This is a genomic window from Streptomyces sp. NBC_00209 (assembly GCF_045206345.1).
Classification (GTDB): domain Bacteria; phylum Actinomycetota; class Actinomycetes; order Streptomycetales; family Streptomycetaceae; genus Streptomyces.
Genome location: NZ_CP108121.1, coordinates 2,269,553 through 2,295,458, shown reverse-complemented (window position 1 = coordinate 2,295,458; position 25,906 = coordinate 2,269,553). Strand labels below are relative to the sequence as shown.

Annotated in this window: 7 protein-coding genes; 6 read left to right on the top strand and 1 reads right to left on the bottom strand. The window is 73.6% G+C overall.

What is annotated here, in order from left to right; genetic code table 11:
* The first annotated feature begins 39 nt into the window (after positions 1–39).
* The 5 genes from OG867_RS09960 to OG867_RS09940 are packed head-to-tail and all read left to right on the top strand — an operon-like array spanning position 40 to position 23,640.
* Entirely contained in the window at positions 40–20,307 is a 20,268-nt protein-coding gene (locus tag OG867_RS09960) for an SDR family NAD(P)-dependent oxidoreductase (protein ID WP_406284350.1), read from the top strand.
* A gap of 2 nt (positions 20,308–20,309) precedes the next feature.
* Positions 20,310–21,344 carry an LnmK family bifunctional acyltransferase/decarboxylase gene (locus tag OG867_RS09955; RefSeq protein ID WP_328902106.1) on the top strand — a complete coding sequence of 345 codons (1,035 nt, stop codon included), beginning with the start codon at positions 20,310–20,312 and terminating at the stop codon, positions 21,342–21,344.
* Positions 21,328–21,588 (top strand): acyl carrier protein, encoded by a 261-nt coding sequence (locus OG867_RS09950; RefSeq protein WP_328902107.1) that lies wholly within the window; start codon positions 21,328–21,330, stop codon positions 21,586–21,588. The genes OG867_RS09955 and OG867_RS09950 overlap by 17 nt, the downstream gene beginning before the upstream one ends.
* Positions 21,585–22,844, top strand: a complete 1,260-nt coding sequence (locus OG867_RS09945) for a hydroxymethylglutaryl-CoA synthase (RefSeq protein WP_328902108.1) — start codon at positions 21,585–21,587, stop codon at positions 22,842–22,844. Before OG867_RS09950 ends, OG867_RS09945 begins: the two co-directional genes overlap by 4 nt.
* 7 nt (positions 22,845–22,851) lie before the next feature.
* Positions 22,852–23,640 (top strand): thioesterase II family protein, encoded by a 789-nt coding sequence (locus OG867_RS09940; protein ID WP_406284347.1) that lies wholly within the window; start codon positions 22,852–22,854, stop codon positions 23,638–23,640.
* Between the two features lie 28 nt (positions 23,641–23,668).
* Here OG867_RS09940 and OG867_RS09935 read toward each other — a convergent pair whose 3' ends face one another.
* Positions 23,669–24,073, bottom strand: a complete 405-nt coding sequence (locus OG867_RS09935; RefSeq protein ID WP_328902110.1) for a DUF3224 domain-containing protein — start codon at positions 24,071–24,073, stop codon at positions 23,669–23,671.
* A gap of 234 nt (positions 24,074–24,307) precedes the next feature.
* On the opposite strand from OG867_RS09935, the gene OG867_RS09930 reads away from it, so the two are divergent.
* Positions 24,308–25,789: an AMP-binding protein gene (locus OG867_RS09930; RefSeq protein ID WP_406284344.1), complete on the top strand. Its 1,482-nt coding sequence runs from the start codon at positions 24,308–24,310 to the stop codon at positions 25,787–25,789.
* Positions 25,790–25,906: the final 117 nt, after the last annotated feature.

Here is a 25,906-nt window from a genome sequence, read left to right as displayed (position 1 = left end):
GCCGCGACACCCGGCCCGCGTACGGAGGAGCAAGCCACCGTGAACGAATCCGAGATCGACTGTCGTATCGTCCTGCGGCACGACGACTTCGTCATGCAGAACCACCGCGTCCACGAGACCTCGGTGATGCCGGGGGTGACCTTCCTGGACATCCTTTACCGCATCCTCGCCGACCGGGGAGCGGACCTCTCGCGGGTGGTCCTGCGCAACATCCTCTTCACCGAGGCCGTGGCCACCGCCGAGGGCCAGGACCGGGAGATCCGCGTACGGATCGGCGCGGACACCGGCATCCACCGCCCGGTGACCGGACACAGCCGGCGGCTCGCCGCGGACGGGGCCCTCGGGGACTGGACGGAGAACCTGCGCGCCGAGCTGCACTTCGAGGATCTGCCCGATCCCGCGGGCCTCGATGTGGCCGCCGAGCGCCGCGGCGCGCGTGAGCACCGGGACATGGCGGAGATGTACGCCGTCACCAGCTCCCGCGAGATACGGCACGGCACCGCCATGAAGTGCTTCGGCAGCCTGCACACCGGAGACGGGCGGCTGCTCGCCGAGCTGGACATCGACCGCGAGGCCGGCGTCCCGGACGAGGCGTTCCACCTGCACCCGGCCAAGCTGGACGCGGCCACGATCGTGGCGTACGGCCAGTCCCGGGTGGCCGTCGACCGGCCGTTCATCCCGATGTTCATCGAGAGCTTCCGCGCGCCGCGCCCGCTGAAGGGCCGCTTCGTGGTGCGGGTGCCCCGGCCCGAGGAGCTCTCCGGCTCGGGTGAACTCTTCGACAGCGACCTCGTGCTGTACGACGAGGAGGGCCGCTTCGTGGCGGAGTTCCGCCGGCTCACCTGCAAGCGGATCCGCCACCCCGAGCTGATCCAGCGACTCGTGACCGAGGGAGCCACCGAGCCGGGAGCCACCGGGACAGCGGCCGCCGACCCGCACGGACCCGCGCACGCCACAGCACCGGACGCGGCCCACGGCGCGCGCTCCACCGGCCGGCCCGACGACAGCGCCGCCGAGCGCTATGCCGGCTGGCTGCGCACCCGGCTCGGTGACCTGCTGGGCCGCCCCGCCGCACGCGTGGCCACGTCGACCGGCTTCTACGAGCTGGGCCTCGACTCCGTCTCCCTGCTGAAGGTCGGCCAGGAGCTGGAGGAGCTGGTGGGCAGCACGCTCTACCCCACCCTGCTCTTCGAGTACACGGACGTCGACAGCCTTGCCCAGTACCTGGCCAGCACGTTCGGAGCCCCCGAACTCCCCGGCCTCCCCGAGCGGCACGGCGCGGAGCCGGAGCACGGCGCCGCACCCGAGGCACCCGAGGCCGCACCGCGGCTGCTGGCCCGCCATCCGGTGTGGGCCCGCTCCGGACACGCGGACACGGCCGAGGCGGTGGATCTCGTACTGCTGGGTGCCGATGCCCGACTGACGGAGGCGGTCCGCGCCGCGACCGGTGGCCGGCGGGTCGTCACCCTGCCGGTGGGCCCCGCGTCCGGGACGGACGACGCGTACGGCCCGGACCCCGAGCGGATCCACCGGACGCTCAGCGGCCTCGGCCCGGACGCGCGGCCGTATGCCCTGGTCGACGCCCGCGGTCTCGACGGCGGGTCCCGTGGCAGCAGCCCCGTCCTCGACGTATGGGCGCTCGCCACCGCCCTCGTGCGGACCGCGCCCGCCCACCCGGTGGCCCTGCTGCGCCTGCACACCGTGAGCGGCGGGTCGGCGGACGTGGAGGAGGAGGCCGTCGCGGCCCTCGCCCGCACGGTCACCGCCGAGACACCCGTGATCCGCGCCCGGGCGATCGGCGTCGACGCCACGGACACGCCCGCGCAGACCGCCGCGGCCCTCGTGACCGAAGCCGGTCTCGCCTGCGCCGCTGCCTCCGGTGATGAGGCGGAGGCGAGGTGGAGCACCGGCCGCCGGCTCGTACGCCGCTGGGCCGAGGCACCACCGGCGGCCGGAGCGCGGCCGGGCCCGGCCGGCAGCGGATCGCCGTACCGTGAGCACGGTGTCTACGTGATCACGGGCGGTTCCGGCGGACTGGCCGCACTGCTCGCCGAGCGCCTCGCCACAGAGTGCCGCGCCCGTATCGTCCTGTGCTCCCGAACCCCCGCGAACGCCGAGCTGCGCGCGCGTATGGATGCCTGGCAGCGGGCGGGAGCCGAGGTGCACCACCTGGCGGCCGACGTGACCTCGCGCACCGACACCGAACGTCTGCTGCGGTTCACCCGCGATCTCTTCGGCCGCGTCGACGGGATCCTGCACTGTGCCGGACTCGTCCGCGACGCCCTCTACTTCCGCAAGAAGCCGGCCGACTTCGAAGCGGTGCTCGCCCCCAAGCTCTGGGGCGCACGCCACCTCGACGAGGCGACCGCCCAGGACGAGCTGGACTTCTTCGCCCTCTTCTCCTCGCTGTCGGCCGCCGTGGCCAACCCGGGCCAGAGCGACTACGCCTACGCCAACGCCTGCCTCGACCACTTCGCCGCCCGGCGCGCCGCCCGCACCGACCGGTCCGGGCGCACCGTCTCGGTGGCGTGGCCGCTGTGGGAGGAGGGCGGGATGCAGGTCTCCGAGTCCGCGCTGGAGCGGTCCCGGCGCGAGAGCGGCACCGTGCCGCTGCCGACCGCGGAGGGGATCGCCGCCTTCGAACGGAGCCTCACCGGCGAGCAGGTCCGCACGGCGATCGCGTACGGGGACGCCGACCGGCTCGACGCGTTGTTCCCGCGGGCCGACGGTCCGGTGGAGCACCACGAGCCGCTCGGTGCCGTACGCGGGACCGCGGCCGTCGTCCAGCGGGCGGCGGCCGGAACGCCGGCCCCGGAGGAGGACGGCATCGCGGTCATCGGCATCGCCGGGGAGTACCCGGGCGCCGTCGACCTGGACGCCTACTGGCGCAACCTCGCCGAGGGCCGGGACTGCATCACCGAAGTCCCCGGCGAACGCTGGGACCACGAGGCCGTGTACGCCGCCGATCCGGACACCCCCGGTACCACGTACGGGCGTTGGGGAGGCTTCCTGGAGGGCGCGGACCGCTTCGATCACGCGTTCTTCGGGATCTCCCGGCGCGAGGCCGAGCGCATGGACCCGCAGGAACGGCTCTTTCTGCGCACCTGCTGGCGCACCCTGGAGCACGCCGGATACGCCCCCGCGGCGCTCTCGAAGCAGGCGGTCGGTGTCTTCGCCGGCGTGATGTGGAACCACTACCAGCTGGTGCGGGACGCCTCGGACGGCGTGGCACCGACGGCGATGCACGCGGCCGTGGCCAACCGCGTCTCCTACGTCCTCGATCTGCACGGCCCCAGCATGGCCGTCGACACGGCCTGCTCCTCCTCACTGACCGCCGTCCAGCTCGCGATGGAGAGCCTGCGCCGCGGTGAGTGCGAGCTGGCGCTGGCCGGCGGCGTGAACATCGCGGCCCACCCGCAGAAGTATCTGCAGCTCGCGCAGGGCAGGTTCCTGTCCACGGACGGGCGGTGCCGCAGCTTCGGTGAGGGCGGCGACGGCTACGTCCCCGGCGAAGGCGTGGGCGCCGTCCTTCTGAAGCCTCTCTCGCGTGCCCGTGCCGATGGCGACCGGGTGCTCGCGGTGCTGCGGGCCGGATTCCTCAACCACACCGGAAGGACCAGCGGGTTCACCGTCCCCAGCCCCACGGCCCAGGCCGCCGTGGTGCGCGGCGCGCTGGAGCGGGCCGGGGTCTCCCCGCACTCCGTCGGATACATCGAGGCCCACGGCACGGGCACCTCGCTCGGCGACCCGATCGAGATCGAGGGCCTGCGGCGGGTCTTCGCCCCCGACCGGCCCGGGGAGCCGGGCAGCTGCCGCATCGGCTCGGTCAAGTCCGGCATCGGCCACCTGGAGAGTGCCGCCGGGATCGCCGGACTGACCAAGGTGGTGCTGCAGCTCCAGCACCGGACCCTGGTGCCGTCCCTGCACGCCGACACGACCAACAGCAAGATCGACTTCTCCCGTACCCCCTTCGCTGTGCAGCGCGCGCTGGAGGCATGGCCCGCGCCGGACGGGGGCGGACCGCGGCGGGCGGGTGTGAGCGCCTTCGGTGCGGGCGGTGCGAACGCGCATCTCGTGGTGGAGGAATGGGTCGGGGAGCCCGCGGACGCGGTCGCCGCGCCGGGCCCTGAGCTGGTGCTGCTCTCCGCGCGTGACCCCGAGGCGCTGCGCGGGAGTGCCCGTGCGCTGCGGGACTTCCTCACGGCGGGCCCGCGGGCGGGGCACGCTCCGGCCGACGGCGCGGCATCGGACCGCGCGCCGGCCGACGCCCCGCGGCTCCGTACGGCGCTTCTGCGCGAGGCCGCCGCGTGCCTCGGGGTTCCGCTCGCCGCCGTCGACCCGGCTGAACCGCTCGCCGACCTCGGCTTCGCGCGCACCGATGTGCTGAGCCTGCGGGAGCGGGCCGCGGAGGTGTGCCCCGGTCACCCGGCGCTGTCGGCGCTGAGCATCGAGGACAGTGTCGACGGCATCGTGGCCAAGCTGACGGCCTCTCAAGATGCTGCTGAAGCAGGTACGTTGAGGCTCGCCGATGTGGCGCACACCCTGCGGGTCGGGCGTACGGCGATGGCGGAGCGCCTGGCCGTGGTCGCCCCGTCGGTCTCCGCCCTGTGCGCCACGCTCGACCGCTTCCTGGCCGGGGAGCCCGCGCACCCGGACCTCTTCCGTACGGGCGCGAGCGCGCCCGGCCCGGCCGCCGGCGGATGCGCGACGGCCTTCCGCGAGGGAAGGCCGCACGAGGCCGCGGCCGCCTGGGCCGCCGGTGAGGACGTGGACTGGGCGGCGCTCGTGCCCGCCGGGGCCGGCCGGCGCATCGCGCTGCCCGGCCACCCGTTCCGCGAGGAGCGGTGCTGGCTCGGCAACTGGCAGGCGGGCACCGGGCAGCAGCCGCGCGAGGAGCGGCCCGCGCTCTCCGAGCGGCCGGTGAGCGAGCCCCCGGCTCCCGTCGAGCCGTACACCGGCTCCGAAGTGGACCTTCAGATCCTGGAGCACGGCATCGCGCTGGTCACCATGGCCGCGGGCGATCAGCAGAACATGTTCACCGACGGGCTGATGCACGGCCTGGAGTGGGCCTTCGCGCGGATCGCCGCGCGTCCCGAGGTCACCGCCGTCGTCCTCACCGGATCCGGCAAGGTCTTCAGCATGGGCGGCACGCCCGAGGCGCTGGAGGACCTGTCCGCGCGGCGCACGCGGTTCACGGACACGCCGTTCGTGTACGAAGGACTGCTGCGCTGCGGCCGGCCCGTGATCGCGGCCATCTCGGGGCACGCGTCCGGCGGCGGTCTCGCCTTCGGTCTGTACGCGGACATGGTGGTGATGTCCCGGGACGCCGTGTACAGCAGCAACTTCCTCAAGTACGGATTCACGCCCGGCATGGGCGCGACGTACATCCTCGACCAGCGGCTCGGGAAGTCCCTGGCCACCGAGATGCTGCTGACCGGGCGGCCGTACGCCGGTGCCGAGCTGGAACAGCGCGGCGCCACGGTCACCTTCAGGGACAGGGCCGAGGTGCTGCCCGCGGCCCTCGCCCTCGCCCGTTCCGTGGCGGAGCTCTCGCCGCAGGCGGTGGCCGCGCTCAAGAGCGAGCTGGCCGGGCGGATGCTCGGTGAGCTGCCCGCGGTCATCGACCGCGAGGTGCGGATGCATGAGCAGGTCCTCGGCGAGGACTCGGCCGCGCGGGTCCGGGCGCACTTCGGGAAGGTGGCGGAGTACGGGCGGACAGGACCGGAGCGTTCCGGTGCGGCCCCCGCGGCCCCCGCGGCCCCCGCGGCCCCCGTGGCGCCGGTACCGCCGGCCGCCGTCGTGGACGACCCACCGGCTCGGGAGCCCGAACCGGACGCGGCGGAGGCGGAGGCGGTGATCGCCGCGACGCTGACCGAGGTCCTCTACCTGGACGCCGGTGAGCTCGACCGCAGGCTCAGCTTCAACGAGATGGGCGTCGACTCCATCGGCGCGGTCGAACTGGCCAAGGAGATCAACCGCGCCTTCGGCCTCTCACTCGACTCCGTCGCCGTCTACGACTTTCCGACGCTGCCCGCGCTCGCCGAGCATGTGACCCGGACCCGGGCGCAGAACCGGTCGCTGCACCGCGCGGCGTCCCGAGAGGCAGCGCCGACGGCTGCGGAGGAGGAGCGCGAGGAGCCCGCCGCACCGGCACGTGCCGAATCCGTCGCCGCTCCGGCGCCGCACCAGCCGGTCTCCGAGGACGGACGCGTACGCCTCACGCCGCCGGCCGCACCCTCGGCACCCCGTACCGAGCGGCCCGCCGCCGCCCCGCCCGGGCCGCGCCTCGTCGCGCTCCCCACACCGGAAGCGCAACCCGGGGCTGCCCCGGAGGGCACCACCCCCACCACCGAACAGGCCACCCCGACCACCACCCAGGAGAGCACCACCGCCCCCGACCGGCCGGCCACCCAGGAACCCATCGCCATCATCGGCGCCGCCGGCCGCTTCCCCGGGGCCCCCGATCTCGACACCTTCTGGGCGAACCTCCTCGCCGGCCGCTCCCAGATCCGTGAGGTGCCGGCCGAACGCTGGCCCGAGGACGGGTACTACGATCCCGACCGCCGCGTTCCCGGCCGCTCGTACAGCAAATGGGCCGCGCTGCTGGACGACGTGGGCCGGTTCGACGCACGCTTCTTCCAGGTCTCGCCGCTGGAGGCCGAGGCCATGGACCCGCAGCAGCGCCTCTTCCTCGAAGAGGCGTGGACGGCCCTCGCGGACGCCGGGCTCACCGACGCCAAGGGCAAGCAGAGCTGCGGAGTCTTCGTCGGCTGCGGTACGGGCGACTACCAGACCCTGCTGGACGAGGCCGGAGCCCTGGAGACCGGCCATGCCTTCCTCGGCAGCAGCAGTTCGATCCTCGCCGCACGGATCGCGTATCTGCTCGATCTGACCGGCCCCACCCTCGCCGTGGACACCGCGTGCTCCTCCTCGCTCGTGGCCCTGCACCTGGCCTGCGAGAGCATTCGCAGCGGTGACTGCGAGACCGCGGTCGCCGGTGGCGTGGCCCTGATGACGACGCCCCGTATGCACGTGTGGACCAGCAAGACGGGCATGCTCTCGCCGACGGGCCGCTCGCTCCCGTTCGACGCGGACGCCGACGGCATCGTCCTCGGTGAAGCCGTGGGAGTGGTCGTGCTGAAGAGCCTGCGCAAGGCCCTGGAGGACGGGGACCGGATCCACGGAGTGATCCGCGGCACCGGCGTCAACGGTGACGGCCGGACCAACGGGATCACCGCCCCCAGCGCCAACTCGCAAGCGAATCTGCTTCGTTCGGTGCACCGCAAGGCAGGAATCACCGGCGCCGACCTCGGCTACCTGGAGGCCCACGGCACGGGCACCCATCTGGGCGACCCCATCGAGGTCAAGGCGCTCGACGAGGTGCTGCGCGCCTCCGGCGGCACGGACTGTGTGCTCGGCTCCGTGAAGGCGGCCATCGGTCACACGACCACCGCGGCCGGCATCTCCGGCCTGCTCGCGCTGCTCATGGCGCTGCGCGCCCGCCGGATCCCACCCGCGGCCCACTTCACGCGGCTCAACCCGGAGATCGACCTGACCGGCAGCCCCCTCCGGCTCTCCCGTACCGCCGAGGCATGGCGTCCCGGGCCCGACGGGGTCCGGGTGGGCGCGGTCAGCAGCTTCGGCTTCAGCGGTACGAACGCGCACGTGGTGCTCGCCGAGGCCCCGTCCCCGGAGGACCCGGCCGCCGGCGAAGCGGCCCACCGGGAACCGGAGCCCGAGCCGCTGAGGGCCCACCCGTTCACGAGGAGCCGGCACTGGATCACGACACCGGAGACGTCCGAGGCGCCCCGGGACGCCGAGGAGCCGCCCCGGGCCCCCGCCGCGCACACCGGCCACGGCGAGGACTCCGCCGTACGGACGGATCCGGCCGCCGGCCCCACCACCTGGCCGCTGGACCCGCGGCACCCCGTGGTCGCCCACCATCACGTGGCGGACCGGGCGCTCCTGCCCGGCACCGCGACCCTGTCCCTCGCCCTCGACTTCGCCCGTTCCGCGGGCATCAGCGGGCCGGCCGTGATCTCCGGGGTGCGCTGGCTGCGCCCCCTGCACGCCGAGGCGCGGCGCGAGGTGCGGGCCGGGGTGACGGCCGAGGGGGAGCGATACGCCCTGGAGTTCACCGCCGACGACCAGCCGGAGGTCCCCTTCGCCCGGGCTCAGGTCGCCCCGTGCGGCGGGGGGACGACCGACCGCCTCGACCTCGCCCTTCTCGCCCGCACCCTCCCCGAGTTGCGCACCGGCGCCGCGCTCTACCGCGACTTCGCGGCAGGCGGCCTCGGTTACGGCCCGGCCTTCCGGCTCGTCCAGGAGGTCCGCCACGGCGCGGACGAGGCCCTTGCCGTCCTGAGCGCCCCGGCCGCCGAGCAGGGTGCGGCCCACTGGCCCGCGAACGGCGTCGACGCCGCCCTGCTCGACGCGGCACTCCAGGTCACCGCGGTGCTGCAGAACGGCGCGGAGGAGAGCCCGTTGGTGCCCTTCGCCCTGGAGCGCGCCGCCATCCTCGGGCCCCTGACCGGCCCGGCGCACGTGCACGCCGTACGCACCGGAGCGCACACCTTCGCGCTGAGGATCGCCGATGACGAGGGCCGGATCGTCGCGCGCCTGGACGGGCTGGCGCTGCGTCCGCTGCCCTCCGCCCCGGCCGCCGGCCTCCCGGTGTACGTACCGGTGTGGCAGGAGGCGGACCGGGCGGAGACCGGGCCGGAGGACGCTCCGCCGAGCCGGGTCATGCTGGTCCACGGGCCCGGCACCCGGGACCTGTCGGGCGCTCTGGCCGCACTCCACCCGGATGCCGAGGTGCTGACGGCCGACTGGGACCGCGCGGCCGAGGCGATCGGCCGGGCCGACCTGCTTCCCGACCGCGTCTACCTGCTCGCCGAACCCACCTGGGTGGACGCGGGCTCCGCACGCGAAGCCCTCACCGCCCTGCACCGCCTGGTGCGCGCCGTGCTCGACCGCGACGGCGCCCACCACGCCCTCGACCTGCGCGCGGTTCTGCCCGGCGCCGTCGCGGTCCCGGCCGGGAGCGGCACGGGGACGGGCCAGGAGACGTCCACGGACGCGGACGCCACAGCGCCGGACACCGACGACATCGTTCCGGGAGCCGCCGCCCTGCTCGGCTACTGCGCCGCGCTCGGCACCGAGTTCCCGCGCTGGACGGTCGGCTGCCTCGACCCGGGCACCGGCCGCACCACGGACGACCCGGCCGCGCTGGCCCGCAGCATCCACGCCGAACAGCCCGTGGACAGCCGCCCGGTGGCCCTGCGGGCAGGCCGCCGCCTCGTCCGCACCTTCGCGCCGTGGACCGCACCGGCGAAGGCGGCTCCGTTGCGTACCGGAGGCGTCTACGTCGTCCTGGGCGGGACGGGTGGCCTGGGCAGCGCGGTCTGCCGTTCGCTCGCCCGCAAGGCGCGGGCCCGCCTCGTCCTGGTCGGCCGGCGCCCGCGCGACGAGCGGATCGACGCGCTGCTCGCCGACCTCACCCGGCTCGGCGCCACCCCCGAGTACCAGCGGGCCGATGCCGCGGATCCGGAGGCGATGCGCCGGGTCGCCGAGTGGACCAGGGAGCGGTTCGGTCCGGTCCACGGAGCGGTGCACGCCGCGTTCGTCCTGCACGACAAGACGGTGGCCCAGCTGACCGAGCCGGTCCTGCACGAGGTCTTCGACCCCAAGGCGGCGGGCGCCGAGGCGTTCTGCGCGGCCCTGCGGGACGAGCCGCTCGACTTCCTCGCCCTGTTCTCCTCGGCGATCTCCTTCGTCGACGCACCCGGACAGGCCGCCTACGCGGCGGCGAGCACCTTCGAGGACGCCCTCGCCCTGCGGCTGAGACACCGCTTCGGCGTTCCGGCGCAGGTCGTCAACTGGGGCTACTGGGGCAGCGTCGGCGCCGTGGCGGGGACGCGTTACCGGGAGCGGATGGCCGGCTTCGGCGTCGGCTCCATCGAGCCCGCCGAAGGCATGGCCGCGCTGGACCGCGTCCTGGCCCACGGGCTGCCCCAGGCCCTCGCGATCAAGGCGGACCCGGAGGGACTCACCCGCTTCGGCATCGACGCCGGAACCAGCCCCCGCAAGGAGCACGCCATGCCGACCGCGGCACCCGAGCCCACCCAGCCGGTCGCGCCTCCCGAGCCCGCCCCCGTCACGGATCCGGCTCTCACCGCGACAGCCGTACGGGACTACGTCCGGGGCGTCTTCGCGGAAGTCCTCAAGTACGACGAGGCCGAACTGGACGACCGCACCACGTTCGAGCACTACGGCGTCGACTCCCTCGTCGGCCAGCACGTGGTCCAGCGCTTCGAGGAGGACCTCGGCGACCTCCCGGCCACGCTGCTCTTCGAGAACCTGACGATCGCCCAGCTCGCGGCGCATCTGCAGGAGAAGCACGCCGAGCGGATCGCCGAACTGGCCGGCCCGGGCACCGGACCCGCCGCGGACCAGGCACGGGACCCCGCCGAGGAGCACGCCGGGCAGCGGCCCCGCACCCCGGACGCGGTCACCTCGCCCACGGACCCGATGGACATAGCCGTCGTCGGCGTCAGCGGCCGATTCCCGCGGTCCCCCGACATCGACGCCTTCTGGCGCAACCTCGCCGCCGGCACCCACTGCGTCACCGAAGTGCCCGCCGAACGCTGGGACTGGCGGACCCACTTCGACCCGAAGCGGGGCAAGGCACAGCACACCTACGGCCGGTGGGGCGGCTTCCTCGACGGGATCGACCAGTTCGATCCGGCGTTCTTCGGCATCCTCCCCAAGGAAGCCGCCGACATCGACCCGCAGGAGCGGCTCTTCCTGGAGACCTGCTGGGACCTCCTGGAACGGGCGGGCCGGCTGGGTGAGCCCACGGAGACACCCCGCAGGACCGGAGTGTTCGTCGGCGTCATGTACGGCTCGTACGGACGGCTGGCCGCGGCGCAGTGGGCGCGGGGACGGCTCGCCGGAGCGCACTCGGCGTACTGGTCGGTGGCCAACCGGGTCTCGTACACCTTCGATCTCCAAGGGCCCAGTTTCGCCGTCGACTCCGCCTGCTCCTCCTCGCTGACCGCTGTCCACCTCGCGGTGGAGAGCCTGCGCCGCGGCGAGTGCCGCACCGCCATCGCGGGAGGCGTCAACCTGATCCTCCACCCCGCCCATCTGGTGGCGCTCTCCTCGCTGAACATGCTGGCCGCCGACGGCGCCTGCAAGGTCTTCGACGAGCGGGCCGACGGCTATGTGCCCGGCGAGGGGATCGGCGCGGTGCTGCTCAAGCCGCTCGCGGACGCGGTCGCCGACGGCGACGACATCTGGGGCGTCATCAAGGGCAGCGCGGTCAACTCCGGAGGCCGTACCGGTGGTTACACCGTCCCCAACCCCCAGGCGCAGGCCCGGCTCATCGCGGACGCGGTCGAGGACTGCGGGATCGACCCGCGCACCCTCGGCTACATCGAGGCGCACGGCACCGGGACCGCCCTCGGCGACCCCATCGAGATCGCCGGCCTGCGCCGCGCCTTCGGTGAACGCCCGCCGCGCGACTGCGCCATCGGCTCCGTCAAGGCATCCGTCGGGCACCTGGAGGGCGCGGCCGGCGTCGCCGGCCTCATCAAGGCCCTGCTGCAGCTACGGCACAAGCAGCTCACCCCCTGCGTGAACCTGGGCGAGCTCAACCCACGGATCGACACGGACGGCTGGTCCTTCGCCATGCCGCGTGAGCTCACCTTCTGGGAGAGCCCCGTGGACGACGAGGGGCGCCGTCTGCCGCGCACGGCCGGAGTGAGCTCCTTCGGCGCCGGGGGTGCCAACGCGCATGTCCTCCTGCAGGAGTACGTGCCCGACCCGGACCGTCCCCGGCACACCCCGGCGCGCGAGGGCGAGGAACAGCTCTTCCTGCTCTCGGCCCGCACCGAGCCGCAGCTGCGCGCCCAGTCCGGCCGGATCGCCGAGCAGCTGGCCGCCGGGGCGGGGGAGTACGGACCGGAGGAGCTTGCCTTCACCAGCCAGGTCGGCCGCCATGAACACCCCGTACGCCTCGCCGTGAGCGCCGGGAACCTCGCCCAGCTGGAACAGCGACTGCGCGCGCACGCCCTGGGCGAGAGCGCGCCCGGCCTCGTCACGGGCGAAGCAGACCGGCGCGGCCGGGGCGAGCCCGACGGTGAAGCCGCCGTGGAGCGGCTGATCTCCGCACGCGACCTGGCGGCCCTCGGCCGCCTGTGGACCACCGGAACCCGCGTCGACTGGGCCCGCCTGTGGCCCGCCCCGCGGCCGCGCCGCGCCCCCCTGCCCTCGTACCCCTACGACAAGACCCGGCACTGGCTGCCGGCCGACCCGGAGGTGCTACCGGTGACCCCGTACGCGTCCGCCACGCTGCCCGATGACGGGCGGCCGGCCGAGGGGGTCCGCTATCTGCGGCCCACCTGGGAACCGGCCCCGGAGGCCGTCCCCGGTCCCGCGCCGCGCACGATCGCGCTGATATCCGATGACGCCGGGCTGTGCGGTGCCCTCGTGGCCGCCGCACAGCGCCGCGGCAGCCGTTGTGTCGTGCTCAGCGCGGGCACCCGGCTCGCCGAGACTCCCGAGGGCTGGGCGCTCGACCTCACCGACCGCGAGCAGCACCACCGCCTGGCCGAGAACCTGGCCGAGCGGGGGCTGCTGCCGGACGCGGTCCTGCGGATCCCCGGCACCGCCGAGCCGGCCGACGAGGGCATCGCCCCGCTGGAGCAGGGAGTTCTGCCCTTCCTGTGGTGCACCGCCGCGCTGCTGTCGCGGCGCGGTGACGGCACCGTACGGGGTCTGTACGCACACCTGTCACCCTCCGGCACACCCCAGCCGGAACACGCGGCGGCCGGCGGCGTCCTCCGCACCCTCGCCGTCGAGCACCCCCGCTTCCGCGGCGGCCGGGTGGTCGTGGAGGAGAGCCGGCCGGTCGATGACCTGGCCGAGCAGCTGCTGGTCGAGCTCGCCGCGACCGGCGAGGAGCCGGCCGAGATCGCGCTGCGGGAGGGCGGGCGGCAGCGGTTGAACCTGGCCGCGTTCACGCCCCGCACCGAAGGGCTGCCGCAGGATCTGCCGTTGCGGCCCGGGGGCACGTATCTGGTGACCGGCGGCACGGGCGCGCTCGGGCTGCGGATCGCCGAGTACCTGGCGGAGCACGGCCGCCCCCTGCACCTCGTCCTGGCCTCGCGGACCGCGCCCGACGCCTCCGCGCGCACCCGGATCGAGGCGATGAGCAAGGACGGGGTCAGCGTGCGCTGGGCCCGCGCCGACGTCTCGCGCGCCGACGACGTGCAGCGGCTCGTGGAGGAGATCCACGGCAACCACGGTGCGCTGCACGGCATCGTGCACGCCGCGGGCGTCACCCGGGACGGGCTGGCCGTCCGCAAGACCCGGGCCGACATCGACGCGGTGTGGGGAGCCAAGGCCGCGGCCGCGGTGCATCTGGACGCCGCCGTCGGCGACCGGCCGCTCGACTTCTTCCTGCTGTTCTCGTCCCTCGCCGGCCGTACCGGCAATCTCGGCCAGGCCGACTACGCCTGCGCCAACGCCTTCCTGGACGAGTTCGCCGCACTGCGCCGCAGCCGCGTCCGCGACGGGCGGCGCTCCGGCACCACGGTCTCCGTCTGCTGGCCCCTGTGGGAGGACGGCGGTATGACCGTGGACGAGGCGGCGCGCGCCCGGTTCGCCCGCCGGTGGAACATGGTGCCGCTGAGCACGGAGGAGGGCTTGCGGGCGTTCTGCCGGGCGCTGGCGGGGGACGAGGCGTGCTTCGCCGTTCTGGAGAGCCCTGCCCCGGAGGGGGAGCCCGCCGGGGAACCGGCCGGCCCCGAGCCGGTGGCGTCCCCGCCCATGGACGGTCTCGTGGACGGCCCCACGGACGGCCCCACGGACGGCCTCGTGGAGCAGATCGAGCGGGGGCTGCGGCGTACGGCCGCCGGCTTCCTCCTGGTCGACCCCTCCGACGTACCGCTGGACGAGGAACTCCTCGAAGTGGGCTTCGACTCCATCTCCCTCACCCAGCTCGTCAACGAGGTGAACGAGGAGTACGGCATCGACCTGCTGCCCACCGCCCTCTTCGAGGCGCCGACCCTGCGGGACTTCGCCCGCCACCTGGAGCGCGGGAACGGGCCGGAGATCGCCCGCGTCCTGGCCGCCCGCGCCCGCCCGGCGGCGGCACCCGGCACCCACGCGCAGGACACGCTCACACCGGCATCCGTCCCGTCCGCGCCGCAGGCTCCCGCGGCCAACGGCGCCCGCCCCGTCGCCGTCATCGGCATGGCGGGTCTGCTCCCGGGCTGTGACGACCTGGAGAGCTTCTGGCGGCACCTCTCCGCCGGTGACCATCTCGTACGGCCCGTGCCCGAGGACCGTCCGTACCTCCTCGGACAACCCGGTCTTGAGGACCTGCGCGGCGGATTCCTGGACCGCGTCGCCGAGTTCGACGCCTCCTTCTACCGGATCTCCCCGGCCGAGGCCGCGCTCATGGACCCGCAGCAGCGGCTCTTCCTGGAGACGGTCTGGCAGCTGCTGGAGCACGCCGGCCACCGCCCGGCCGACCTCGCGGGCAGCGCGACCGGGCTCTTCGTGGGCGTGTCCACCTCGGACTACGCGGAACTGATGCGCGCCGAAGGCGGCGAGGTCCAGGCGCATGCCGCCACCGGCCTGGCCCATGCGATCCTCCCCAACCGCGTCTCCCGCCACCTCGATCTGCGCGGACCGAGCGAGGCCGTCGACACGGCCTGCTCCAGCGCCCTCGTGGCCCTGCACCGGGCGGCCCGCGCCCTGGCCGACGGCGAATGCGAACTCGCCATCGCCGGCGGCGTCAACCTGACCCTGAGCGCGGGCCTGTTCAGCGCCTTCACCAAGGCCGGCATGCTCAGCCCGGACGGCCGCTGCAAGACCTTCGACAAGGACGCCGACGGGTACGTCCGTGGCGAAGGCGCCGGCGCCGTGCTGCTCAAGCCGCTCGACCGGGCCGAGGCGGACGGTGACCGGATCCTGGCCGTCCTGCGCGGCAGCGCCGTCAACCACGGTGGCCGCTCCACCTCCCTGACCGCGCCCAACCCGGAGGCCCAGGCACGCGTCGTCGCCGAGGCGTACCGCCGGGCAGGCGTCGCTCCGGCAACCGTCAGCTACGTCGAGACGCACGGCACCGGTACGCGGCTCGGCGACCCCGTGGAGCTGGAGGGTCTGAAGAAGGCATTCACCCAGCTGTACGCGGAGGAGGACCGTCCGCTGCCCGGCGAGGCATCGGTCGCCCTGGGATCGGTGAAGACCAACATCGGCCATCTGGAGGCCGCGGCGGGCATCGCGGGTGTCCTGAAGGTGCTGCTCAGCCTGCAGCACGGGGAGCTGCCGCCGACGCTGCACCTCACCGAACTCAACCCGTATCTGCGGCTCGACGGGACCCCGTTCTTCGTCAACGACCGCAGCCGGACGTGGGAGGGCGTGCCCGACGAGGGCGGCGTCGTGGTGCACCGGGCGGGCGTCAGCTCCTTCGGCTTCGGCGGTACGAACGCGCATGTCGTCCTCGAAGGCCACCGTCCTGCCGTACGGCCGGCCGTCGCGGTGCCCTCCGGCGCGGAGGCCGCGGTGCTGTCGGCACCGGACGGCGAGGCGCTCGCCGAGTACGCACTGCGGCTCGCCGGATACCTCAAGGACGCGCAGGAGGTGGATCCGGCGGGCCTCCTGTGGACGCTGCAGACGGGCCGCGAGGAGTACGCGGAACGGCTCGCCGTCCTCGGTAGGGACCGCGAGCAGCTGGTGGAGCTTCTGACGGCCGCGGCGAGCGGGGAGTTCACCGCCCCGGGTATCCACCGCGGCACGGCGGGCCCCGCCTCCGCCCACGTCTTCGGCGCGGATGCCGAGGCCAACGCGCGGGCCTGGGTCTCGGGCGCGCCCGGCACCTGGTCCACCCTGTGGCACTCGGGCCACCCGGTCCGGCTCGCCCTGCCGTCCTTCCGCCGGTCCGGCACGCCGTACTGGTTCACCACGCGCGGCGCGTCCCTGGCCACGGCCACGGCCCCGGTGCCGACCGCGGAGGTGGCTCCGGCCCCGGCACCCGCCGCCGTGGAGGTGCCCGCGCTCACCGGACCCCCGCACGTCGCGCCGAGCCGTGGACGGGGCACACCGCTGCGGCTCGGCCCGGTGAACGCCGCCCCGCGGCAGGCAGCCCCCGCAGCGGTGGAGCCGGTGCGGGACGAGCCGTCGGCACGGACCGAAGCGGTGAGGGCCGATCACCCGGCACCGTCCTCCGCCGCGTCGGCGCCCGACGCGTCGCACACCGGTGAACCTCCGGCCGACGGGGACGGCGTCGCCGAGACGATCCGTACGTCGCTCGCCGGCATCATCGACGTACCCAGCGCCCGGATCGCGGACGGCGACTCCTTCACCGACCTCGGTCTGGACTCGATCTTCCGCATGCAGCTGGTCAGGGAGCTCAACGAGACCTACGGCCTCGACCTCAAGGCGGCCGAGCTCTATGAGTGCGATTCCGTCGCCTCCCTGGCCGCCCGCACCTGCGAGGAGATGGCCAGGACGACAGGCCCGGCCGCGACACCGGCCCCGCAGCCGGTCCGGCCCCTGGCGCCCACCCGCTCGGAGCCCACCCGCTCGGAGCCCACCCGCTCGGAGCCCGCCCAGGTCCCGCGAGCCGTCCCGGTGCCGCGGCCCGACGCGGCCGCCGGGCCGGCGGACACCGACGACGCCCACACGCTCCTCGCCGAGGTCATCACGCGGGTCGTCGGCCACGCCCCCGAGGCCGGGGTGAGCTTCGCCGACGACGGGTTCACCTCCTTCGACATGCTGCGCACCATCAGCGCCCTGGAGCGCCGCTTCGGCTCCCTGCGCAAAACGCTGATGTTCGACCGTCCGACGACCGCCGCACTCGCCGAACAGCTGCTCGCCGACCACGGCCCGCGCACCCTCACCCTCCTCTCCGAGGCCGCCGAAGCCCTCGACGAAGCCGATGCCCCGCAGCCACCCGCTCCGGCGCCCCGGCAGGCGGCACCCGCCGCGGACCAGGAGAACGGCCCCCTCATCGTCCGCAAGCGCAACCTCCCCCACCTCCCCGAACTGGAGGCCCTCCTCGCGAGGCTCGACCGCGAGCACGCCAAGGAGGGCGGTCTCGCCGGCCGTGACATCGCCCCGCTCGCCTTTCTCGGCAAGGACCGCCGCGGATACTTCAACTTCTCGCGGCGCGACGACGTTCTCTTCGCCTGGAGCTACGTCGGCTCGGCCGCCGACTTTCCGGCCCTCGCCGCCGAGTACCTGGCGTATGCCGAGCGGGAGGGCCTGAAGCCCAACTTCCTCTCGGTCCTGCACCTGGACGAGGTCGGGGGCCGCCGTCTGACGGCCACCCCGTTCGGCGCGATCCAGCGTCTGGAGAACCTCGACACGTTCACGCTGACCGGCGGCCGGATGCAGCGACTGCGCTATCTCATCAGCAAGTTCACCAAGAACAGCAGCTGCCGCACCGAGGAGTACGAGGTCGGCACGGACCCGGGGACCGACGCGGGCATCGTCGATCTGATCGACCAGTGGTCGTCCGTCAAGCAGATGACCAATCCGTACGTGGACGTGGTGCGCCGCGAACTCGGGGCGGGCCGGCTCGACGCCCGCCACCGCATGTTCCTGACCTACCGCGATGACGTCCTCGCCAACGCGGTGATCGTCACCAAGCTGGCCTCGGAGCCGACGTACCTGCTCGATCTGGAGTTCTACGCGAAAGGGCTGCCGCCGGGGGGCATCGAGTACGCGATCGTGCGGATCGCGGAGACGCTGCGCCCCGAGGGCATCACCTGCTTCAGCTTCGGCGCCAGCTTCGGGGTCCGGCTCGGCGACTCCCCGAATGCCTCGGCCGCGGTGGCCGAGGGCATGGAGGAGCTGCGGTCGGTCGGGATCTTCAACGAGGGCAACTACCAGTTCAAGAACAAGTTCCGCCCCGTGAACACACCCATCTACCTGTGCCAGCCCGATGACGAGAGCCGTACGGACGTCTCCGACGTCATCCTGATGATCGCCAACCCGGACCTGGCCGCCACGGCTCCCGGCGAGCTGACCCCCGACCGCCTCCCCTCACCTGCGGCGGCCGCTCCCGCACGTCCCACCCCGTCCAGCCGTCCTGCCCCGATCCCGGCCCCCGCAGCCGCCCCGGTGCCCCACCCCGCACACACCGGTACCCCGGACACCCCCGCCTCCACGGCCGACCGCGACACGCTGCTCGCGGCCCACGGCCACAACCCCCTCGCCCTGCCCACCGAAGCCGTCGACCACGACCTGATCACGGACTCCTGGGCGGAACTCGACCTGCCGGCGGTCCCCGCCCGGCTGCGGGAGCTCGCCGCCGCGGCACACGCGGTACCGGCCTCGTCCGCGAACGACCTCCGCCTGCCCTGGCTGCCCTTCGACTGCGTGATCCCCACCCAGTCGGGCCGCGCCGCCGAGGCGCTTCTGTGCCGCAGCCGGCCGGGCGCACCGGGCGCGGTGGTGCACAACAGTCTGTTCCCGACCTGGACCCTGACCCTCCTGGAGCACGGCTTCGAACCCGTCCCCGCCGGCGGTCCCGCGGCGGCCGGGGGACCGGCCCTCCGCGGCGGGCTCGACCCGGACGCCCTCGACCGGATCCTGACGGAGCGTCAAGGGCGTACCGCCTTCGTCTGCGTCGAGCTCAGCAACAACGCACGCGGCGGCTATGCGGCCGCCCTGGCCGACCTGCGCGCCGTACAGCGGACCGCGAAGGCCCACGGCGTGCCCCTCGTCCTGGACGCCTCCCGGGTCCTTGAGGCGGCGTACCAGGTCATCGCGCACGAGCCCGAGCAGCACGGCCGCGAGGTCTGGTCGGTGGCACGGTCCCTCCTGAGCACCGCCGACGCCGTCACCCTCAGCCTGTCCAAGGACTTCGGCCTCGACTTCGGCGGACTCGTCGCCACCAGCGACCCCGGCCTCGCCCGGCAGCTGCGCGAGGAAGTCGCCCTGCGCGGGCACCAGATCGGCCGCACCGCCCGCCGGACCCTGGCCGCCGCACTCGCCGACCAGGACTGGGCCGCCGAACAGGTCCGCCTGCGGATGAGGAACGTGGCGACCCTGTGGGAGCGCCTGTCCGCAGCGGGGGCACCCGTGCTGACACCGGCCGCAGGGCATGCCGTGGTCCTCGACGTCGCCGGTCTGCCGGCCTTCGCGGACCACGAGGACCCGGTGGCCTCCTGCCTCTCCTGGATCTTCCGGAACACCGGTGTACGGGGTGCGCCGCAGCTCCTCGCCGGGGACGAGACCGCGGCCCGCCCGTGGATCAGGCTCGCCGTGCCCGTGGGGATGAGCGAGGCGCGGACGGAGGAGACGGGCGAGCGGCTCGCCGCCCTGTTCCGCACCGGCCCGGAGCCCGTACGTCTCGTACGCGTGGACGGCACCGACGGAGCCGCGGCCGCCTATCACCCGGCGGACGCGCTGCCGCAGGACGTCCGCGCCTCTCTGCACGACGGCTCCCGCGCGGCCGACGACAACCCCGGCGTCCTGCGCGACCTGGGCGCCGGTGCCACCCACCGGGTGCTCACCCTGCCCGAGGGCGAGGTGGAGGTCTTCGAGGCGGGACAGGGATCCCCGCTGCTCCTGATCCACCCGTTCAACATCGGAGCGGGCCTCTTCTCGCACCAGTTCCGCGCACTGGCGGCGGACCACCGCGTGATCGTGATGCACGCGCCCGGCGTCGGCCGCACCACCGCGATTCCCGAGCTGACCCTCAGCGGCCTCGCCGGACTGCACCGCGCGGCGCTGCGGGCGCTCGGCGTGCACGGCCCGGTGCATGTGGCGGGCGCCAGCTTCGGCGGGCTCACCGCCCAGCGCTTCGCGCTCGACCACCCGCAGGACACGGCCTCGCTGACGCTGCTGTGCAGCTCGTACAAGTGCGGGAACCGCGTCGGTGAGGTCAACCGGCTCTCCGTCGTCGTCGGCGAGGACTTCGACGCGGTGGGCGACCGGGTGGCCGCCGGCGACCGGAGGCGCTTCGAACAGCTGCTGCTGCGCTGCGAGAGCATGGACCCGCAGACCGGCCTGCGCTACCTGGACGTCTTCGCCCAGGAGCCCAACCTGCTCGCCGTCCTCCCGGAGATCTCGGTACCGACCCTGATCGTGCAGGGCGCGCACGACTCCGTGATCCCGCTCAAGACGGCTCATCTGCTGCACGGCGCCATCCCGGATGCCCGGTACGCCCAGATCGAGGATGCCGGTCACTTCCCCACGCTCACCCACCCCGACGAAGTGCACGGCGCTCTTCGCGAGTTTCTCGCCGCACAGGAGTCCGCGCGCACCGAACGAAAGGGATCCTGATCATGACCGAGACACTCACCACCGCGCCCGGCGCGCCGGCCCAGGTGCGGCACTTCGCCCGGACCGAGCGGACCGGCCCGGCCACCGTGCGCCGCGAAGTGACCGTCCAGCCCGGTATGTGCGGACCGAACGCCCTGCTCATCGGCCGGATCGGCGACTGGACCTGGGAGACCGTCAGCGACATCTGCGGCACCGACGTCTTCAACGCCCGTGACCCCCAGGGGCGTGCCACGTATCTGTCCTTCTACTACTACCGCGTACGCAGCGGTGGCCGCCTCCTGCACCCGCGGGCCCTCTCCTTCGGTGACCGCCTGGAGGTGATCTCCCGGGTCTTCGGGTACGGCAGCGAGTCCGTGCTCACCCTGCACCGCATCCGCCGTATCGGCTCCGGGCCCGGCAGCCACGACGCGGAGGTGTTCGCGGAGGAGTCCTTCGAACCCGAGGAGTTCTACGACCGGCCGCGCCCCGACTGTCTCTACGTCGAGAACTTCAACCGCTGGGTGGCCCGCGGCCGCGCGGACAGCAACGTCGGCCTCGTCCGCGCCTCGCCCGCCGACTTCTGCCACGCGCAGCTGCCGCGGCTGCCCGACGCGTACTCACCCCGCCTCGCGTGCAACGGCGCACGGAGCCGGCACCGCTTCCTCGAACCGCCGACCGCCGGATACGTGCCGCTCGGCGAGGAGTTCACCACCGAACACCGCGTGGACGTCAGCAGCGATGTGAACGGCGTGGGGCTGCTCTACTTCGCCTCGTACTTCTCGATCGCCGACGGCGCACTGCTGCGGCTGTGGCGCGGCCTCGGCCGCAGCGACCGCTCCTTCCTGGACCGGGCCCTGACCGACTCCCGGGTCTGCTACCTCGGCAACGCCGACGTCGACTCCACGCTCAGGCTGCGCGCCCGCCCCTGGCAGCGGTCCGGCGATCCCACCGAGGAACTGGTCGAACTGGTGGTGGAGGATCTCGCCACCGACCGCACCCTGGCCGTCTGCAGCTTCGAGTTCCGCACGGAGGGGGAGCGCCATGCCCACGCAGCATGAGACCGCGCGTGCCGACATCGAGGCGCTCGTGCACCGCACGATCATCTCGATCCTGCCCGGCCTCCCCGCCGGGGCGATCGACGGCGGGCGGCATCTCAAGGAGCTCGGCGCCGACTCGGTGGACCGGGTGGAGATCATCATGGCCCTGATCGAGGAAGTGGGTATCGAGGCGGACATGGCCCGGTTCAGCGAGATCCCGTCCGTCGACGCCCTCGTCCAGTTCCTGTGGGAGGAGCAGTCATGACCGGTCAGCCCATCGAGGCACCCCGGGGGTTCGGGATCGAGGCGCTCAACGTCTACTGCGGCGCCGCCCATCTGCCGGTGCGGACGCTCCTGGAAGGCCGCGGCCTCGACCTGTCCCGTATCGGCCACCTCATGATGGAGACCCGCTCCGTCAGCCTGCCCTGCGAGGACCCGGTCACCCACGCCGTCAACGCGGCCAAGCCTCTCGTCGACGCCCTGAGCGCACAGGACAAGGAGCGCATCGAACTCCTCATCACCTCCAGCGAGTCCGGCGTCGACTACAGCAAGTCCATTGCCAGCTACGTGCACGAACACCTCGGCCTGAGCAGGCACTGCCGCGTGATCGAGGTCAAACAGGCGTGCTACGCGGCGACCGCGGCCGTGCAGCTCGCCGTCGCCTATGCCGCCTCCGGAGTGTCACCGGGCGCGAAGGCCCTGGTCATCGCCACCGACGTGGCGATGGTGGACGAGAACGCCCACTACGCCGAGCCCGCCACCGGCGCCGGAGCCGCGGCGATGCTGATCGGCGACCGGCCCGACGTCCTGGCCCTCGACATCGGTGCCTTCGGCACGTACAGCTACGAGACCCTCGACTCCGCCCGCCCGGGACCCGATTTCGACATCGCCGACGTCGACCGCTCCCTCTTCGCCTATCTCGACTGCTTCACGCACGCCTTCGCCGACTACCGTACGAAGGTCCCCGGGGCCGACCTGGGCACGGACTTCGCCCAGCTCGCCCTGCACACCCCCTTCGCCGGCCTGGTGAAGGCCGGACACCGCAAGCTCATGCGGGAGGTCCTGCGCGCCGCGCCCGACGAGATCGACGCCGACTTCACGGCACGGGTCACCCCCTCGCTCACGTATCCGCGCATCGTCGGGAACCTCTGCTCGGGCTCGGTGTATCTGGCGCTGAGCAGCATCATCGACCACGTGCCGTACACGGGGGAGTTGCGCGTCGGCCTCTTCTCCTACGGCTCGGGCTGCGCCTCGGAGTTCTTCAGCGGGGTCATCGGACAGCGGTCACGGGCGGCACTCGCCCGGATGCGGATCGGTGAACGGCTCGCGTCCCGGACCGAACTGTCCTTCGCGGACTACGAGGAACTGCTCACGGAGAACATGCGCTGCCTCGTCCCCGCGCGCAGCCGCGAGGTGGATGTGGCCCGCTACAAGCCGCTGCTGCACGGTGTGATCCGGGACGGCGGGCACCTGGTGCTGCGCGGGGTCGAGGAGTACCACCGCGTCTACGAGTGGGTGTGAGGCCGGTATGACGACGTACCCGCCGACGGCCGCCTCAGCCAGGGTGACGTCGCCCGAGAGCCGCTGGCTGGGCGGCGTACCGCCCGGCACCGACGCCCCCGTGCGGCTGTTCTGCTTCCCGCACGCCGGCGGCGGCAGCGGCGCCTTCCGGGGCTGGCACCAGGCCCTCGCGCCGCTGGCCGAGGTACGCCCCGTGGTGCTGCCCGGCCGGGAACGGCGGCTCAAGGAAGTGCCGTACGTGGCGATGGAACAGCTGGTCGCACCGCTGTACGAGGCGCTCGTGCCGTTCCTCGACCGGCCCTTCGCCTTCTTCGGCCACAGCATGGGAGCGGCCGTCGCCTACGAGGTCGCCCGCCGCTGCACCGCCGAGGGGCGCCCGCCGGTCCAGCTCTTCGTCTCCGGCCGCCGGGCCCCTCACCTGCCCGCCCGGCGCCGCTCGTACGCCGAACTCCCCGACGAGGCATTCCTCGAACAGGTCGGCGCGATGAACGGCACTCCGGCCGACGTGGTCGGCCAGCCCGAGCTCTTCCGGCTCTTCCTGCCGTGTCTCCGCGCCGACTTCGAGCTCAACGACACCTACCGGCCGCTGCCCGGAGTGCGTCTGGCCTGCCCGGTCACGGCGCTCGCGGGCCGGGAGGACCCGGAGGCGAACACGCGGGAGCTGACCGCCTGGTCGCAGGTGACCTCGGGCGCCTCGGAGGTGTCCACGCTGCCCGGCGATCACTTCTACCTCAAGGACGCACCGTCCGCGCTGCTCGACCTGGTCCGGACCCGGATCGAGCGGGCGCGGGCCTGAACACCCGCCGGAGTCCGGCTCAGCCGGCTCAGTCGGCGAGCTCGTAGGTGAGCGTGAACAGGTGCTCATCGCCCCGGTGCACCCAGGTGCACTTCCCGGTGAGCCCGGTCAGAGCGCCCCGGCCCGAACCCGGCACCACATAGCCGGTCGCGGGCTCCGGCGGTGCGTCCCCGCCCATGATGTTGGAGTGGTGCATCACGAAGCTGCCCTTGCGCCCGCCCAGGGCCCCCTCGAAACGCTCGCTGGCCACATAGCCCGCGGAGCCGTCGGCGGACTGGCTCATCAGGAGCACCGCGGTGCTCCTGCCCTCCAGGTCGCCCCGCCACACCCGGCCCACCTCGCCGCGCACCATGCGGGGACCTTCCTCGGGCTCCAGGTAGGGGTGCTCCTCCCAGGAGACGCTGTCGAATTCGGCCGATGCGGTCTGAGTCATTTCCTCAACTCCCTTGTATTCCAACGCGACAGGGGCACCCCATGCCGCGCGGAGATGCCCAGGCCGTCGAAACTACCCGAGCACTCCGGCGGGCACGCGCAACCTTGAGCAGACGGCGCCGGGCGTGGCGCCTAGGTTCTGCCGTGCTGCCGAGCCGACTTGGCGGGCAGCAGCCCGCCCTGTGGCCGGCCGGGAGTGTGGTGTCTCGCCGCCGCAGCCCTCCGAGGAGCCCTTGTGACCGAGTCCAACCACCTCGTCGTCCCCGACCTGTTGCGGATCCGTTCGTCCGGCGCCCCGGACCAGTCGGCGCTCATCGTCGACGGTGAGCAGAGCCTGAACTACGGTGACTGGGAACGTCGCTCCAACGCGGTCGCCCACCACCTGCTCGCCCGGGGAGCCGGCCGCGGCACCCGGATCGCACTGCTGTTCACCGGGGCGGACTGGATCCCCTACGCGATCGGCTATCTGGGCGTGCTCAAGACCGGCGCGACCGCGGTCCACCTCACCGACCAGCTGGACGCGGCCGAGCAGCTGCGCCGCCTCGGCCAGACCGAGGCCGCCGGCATCCTGCACACCGCCGGCGCCGTACTGCCGGCCGGCTTCACCGGCTGGACCACCCCGGGCGAGACGCTGGAGACCGGGGACGAGTCGCCCGTCGAGGTCTCCATCAGCCCCGAGGACCTCGCCGACATCCTCTACACCTCCGGCACCACGGGCCCCGCCAAGGCATTCGGCAATCCGCACGGCGTGCTGACCTTCGGCCGCGGCCCCGAAGGGCTGCGCAACTTCGACGAGCGCTCCCCGCTGATGGCGCCCATGCCGCTCGGCACCACCTCCAGCGCGACCACCTGCGCCGTGGTCGCGCTCACGGCCCCCGGCCCGACGGTCGTGGTCGCACCCGAGAACGTGGAGCGCATGGCCGAACTCGTGGACCGGCTCGGCGCCGGATCCCTCATGCTCCAGCCCTGGACGGCGATCCAGCTGGTCACCTCACGGGCCCACGAACGCCATGACCTCTCCAGCGTCACCCGGATCGGTTCGGCCTCCGCACCGCTGCCGCCGCGGATCGCCACCGCACTCCTCACGATGATGCCCGGGGCCCAGCTCAACAGCGCCTATGCGCAGGGCGAGGCGGTACCCGCCGTCATCCTGGGTACGGTCGACCCCGAGCGCCCGATGGTCATGGGCCGCCCCGCACGGGGCACCGAGGTGCGCATCGCCGGGGCGCAGGGACAGCCGCTGCCCGCGGGCGAGCTGGGCGAGATCTGGTTGCGCTGCCCGGCACCCAAGCGCCGCTACCTGGACGAGTCGCTCAGCCGTGGCAAGTGGCGTGACGGCTGGGTGTGCACCGGCGACCTCGGCCACCTCACCGAGGACGGCGAGGTACAGCTCTTCGACCGCCGCGAGGACGTCATCCACACCGATGCCGGCCGGGTCTCCAGTATCGAGATCGAAGAGTCCGTGTACGACCACCCGGCCGTCCTGGAGGCCGCCGTGATCGGCCTGCCCGAGGCCGGCGGCGCCGACCACCACGCCGTCACCGCCGTCGTCGTCCTCAACGGCCCCGAGGAGCCGGACCTCAAGTCCTTCCTCGCCGAACGCCTCGCCCCGCACCAGGTGCCCACCGCCTGGCACTTCGTGGACGCGCTGCCCCGCGGCGTGACCGGCAAGGTGCTCAAGCCCCTGCTGCGGCGGCGTTTCGCCACCACCGCATAAGCCTCCTGCCGGCGCCCGCGCACGCTCAGTTCTGAGCATCGTGCGGCCCGGTCACACACCTACGCTGAGCGCGCTTCGAGGGCACGGCGGCGCCGCGCCCAGGGCCAAGTCCACCTG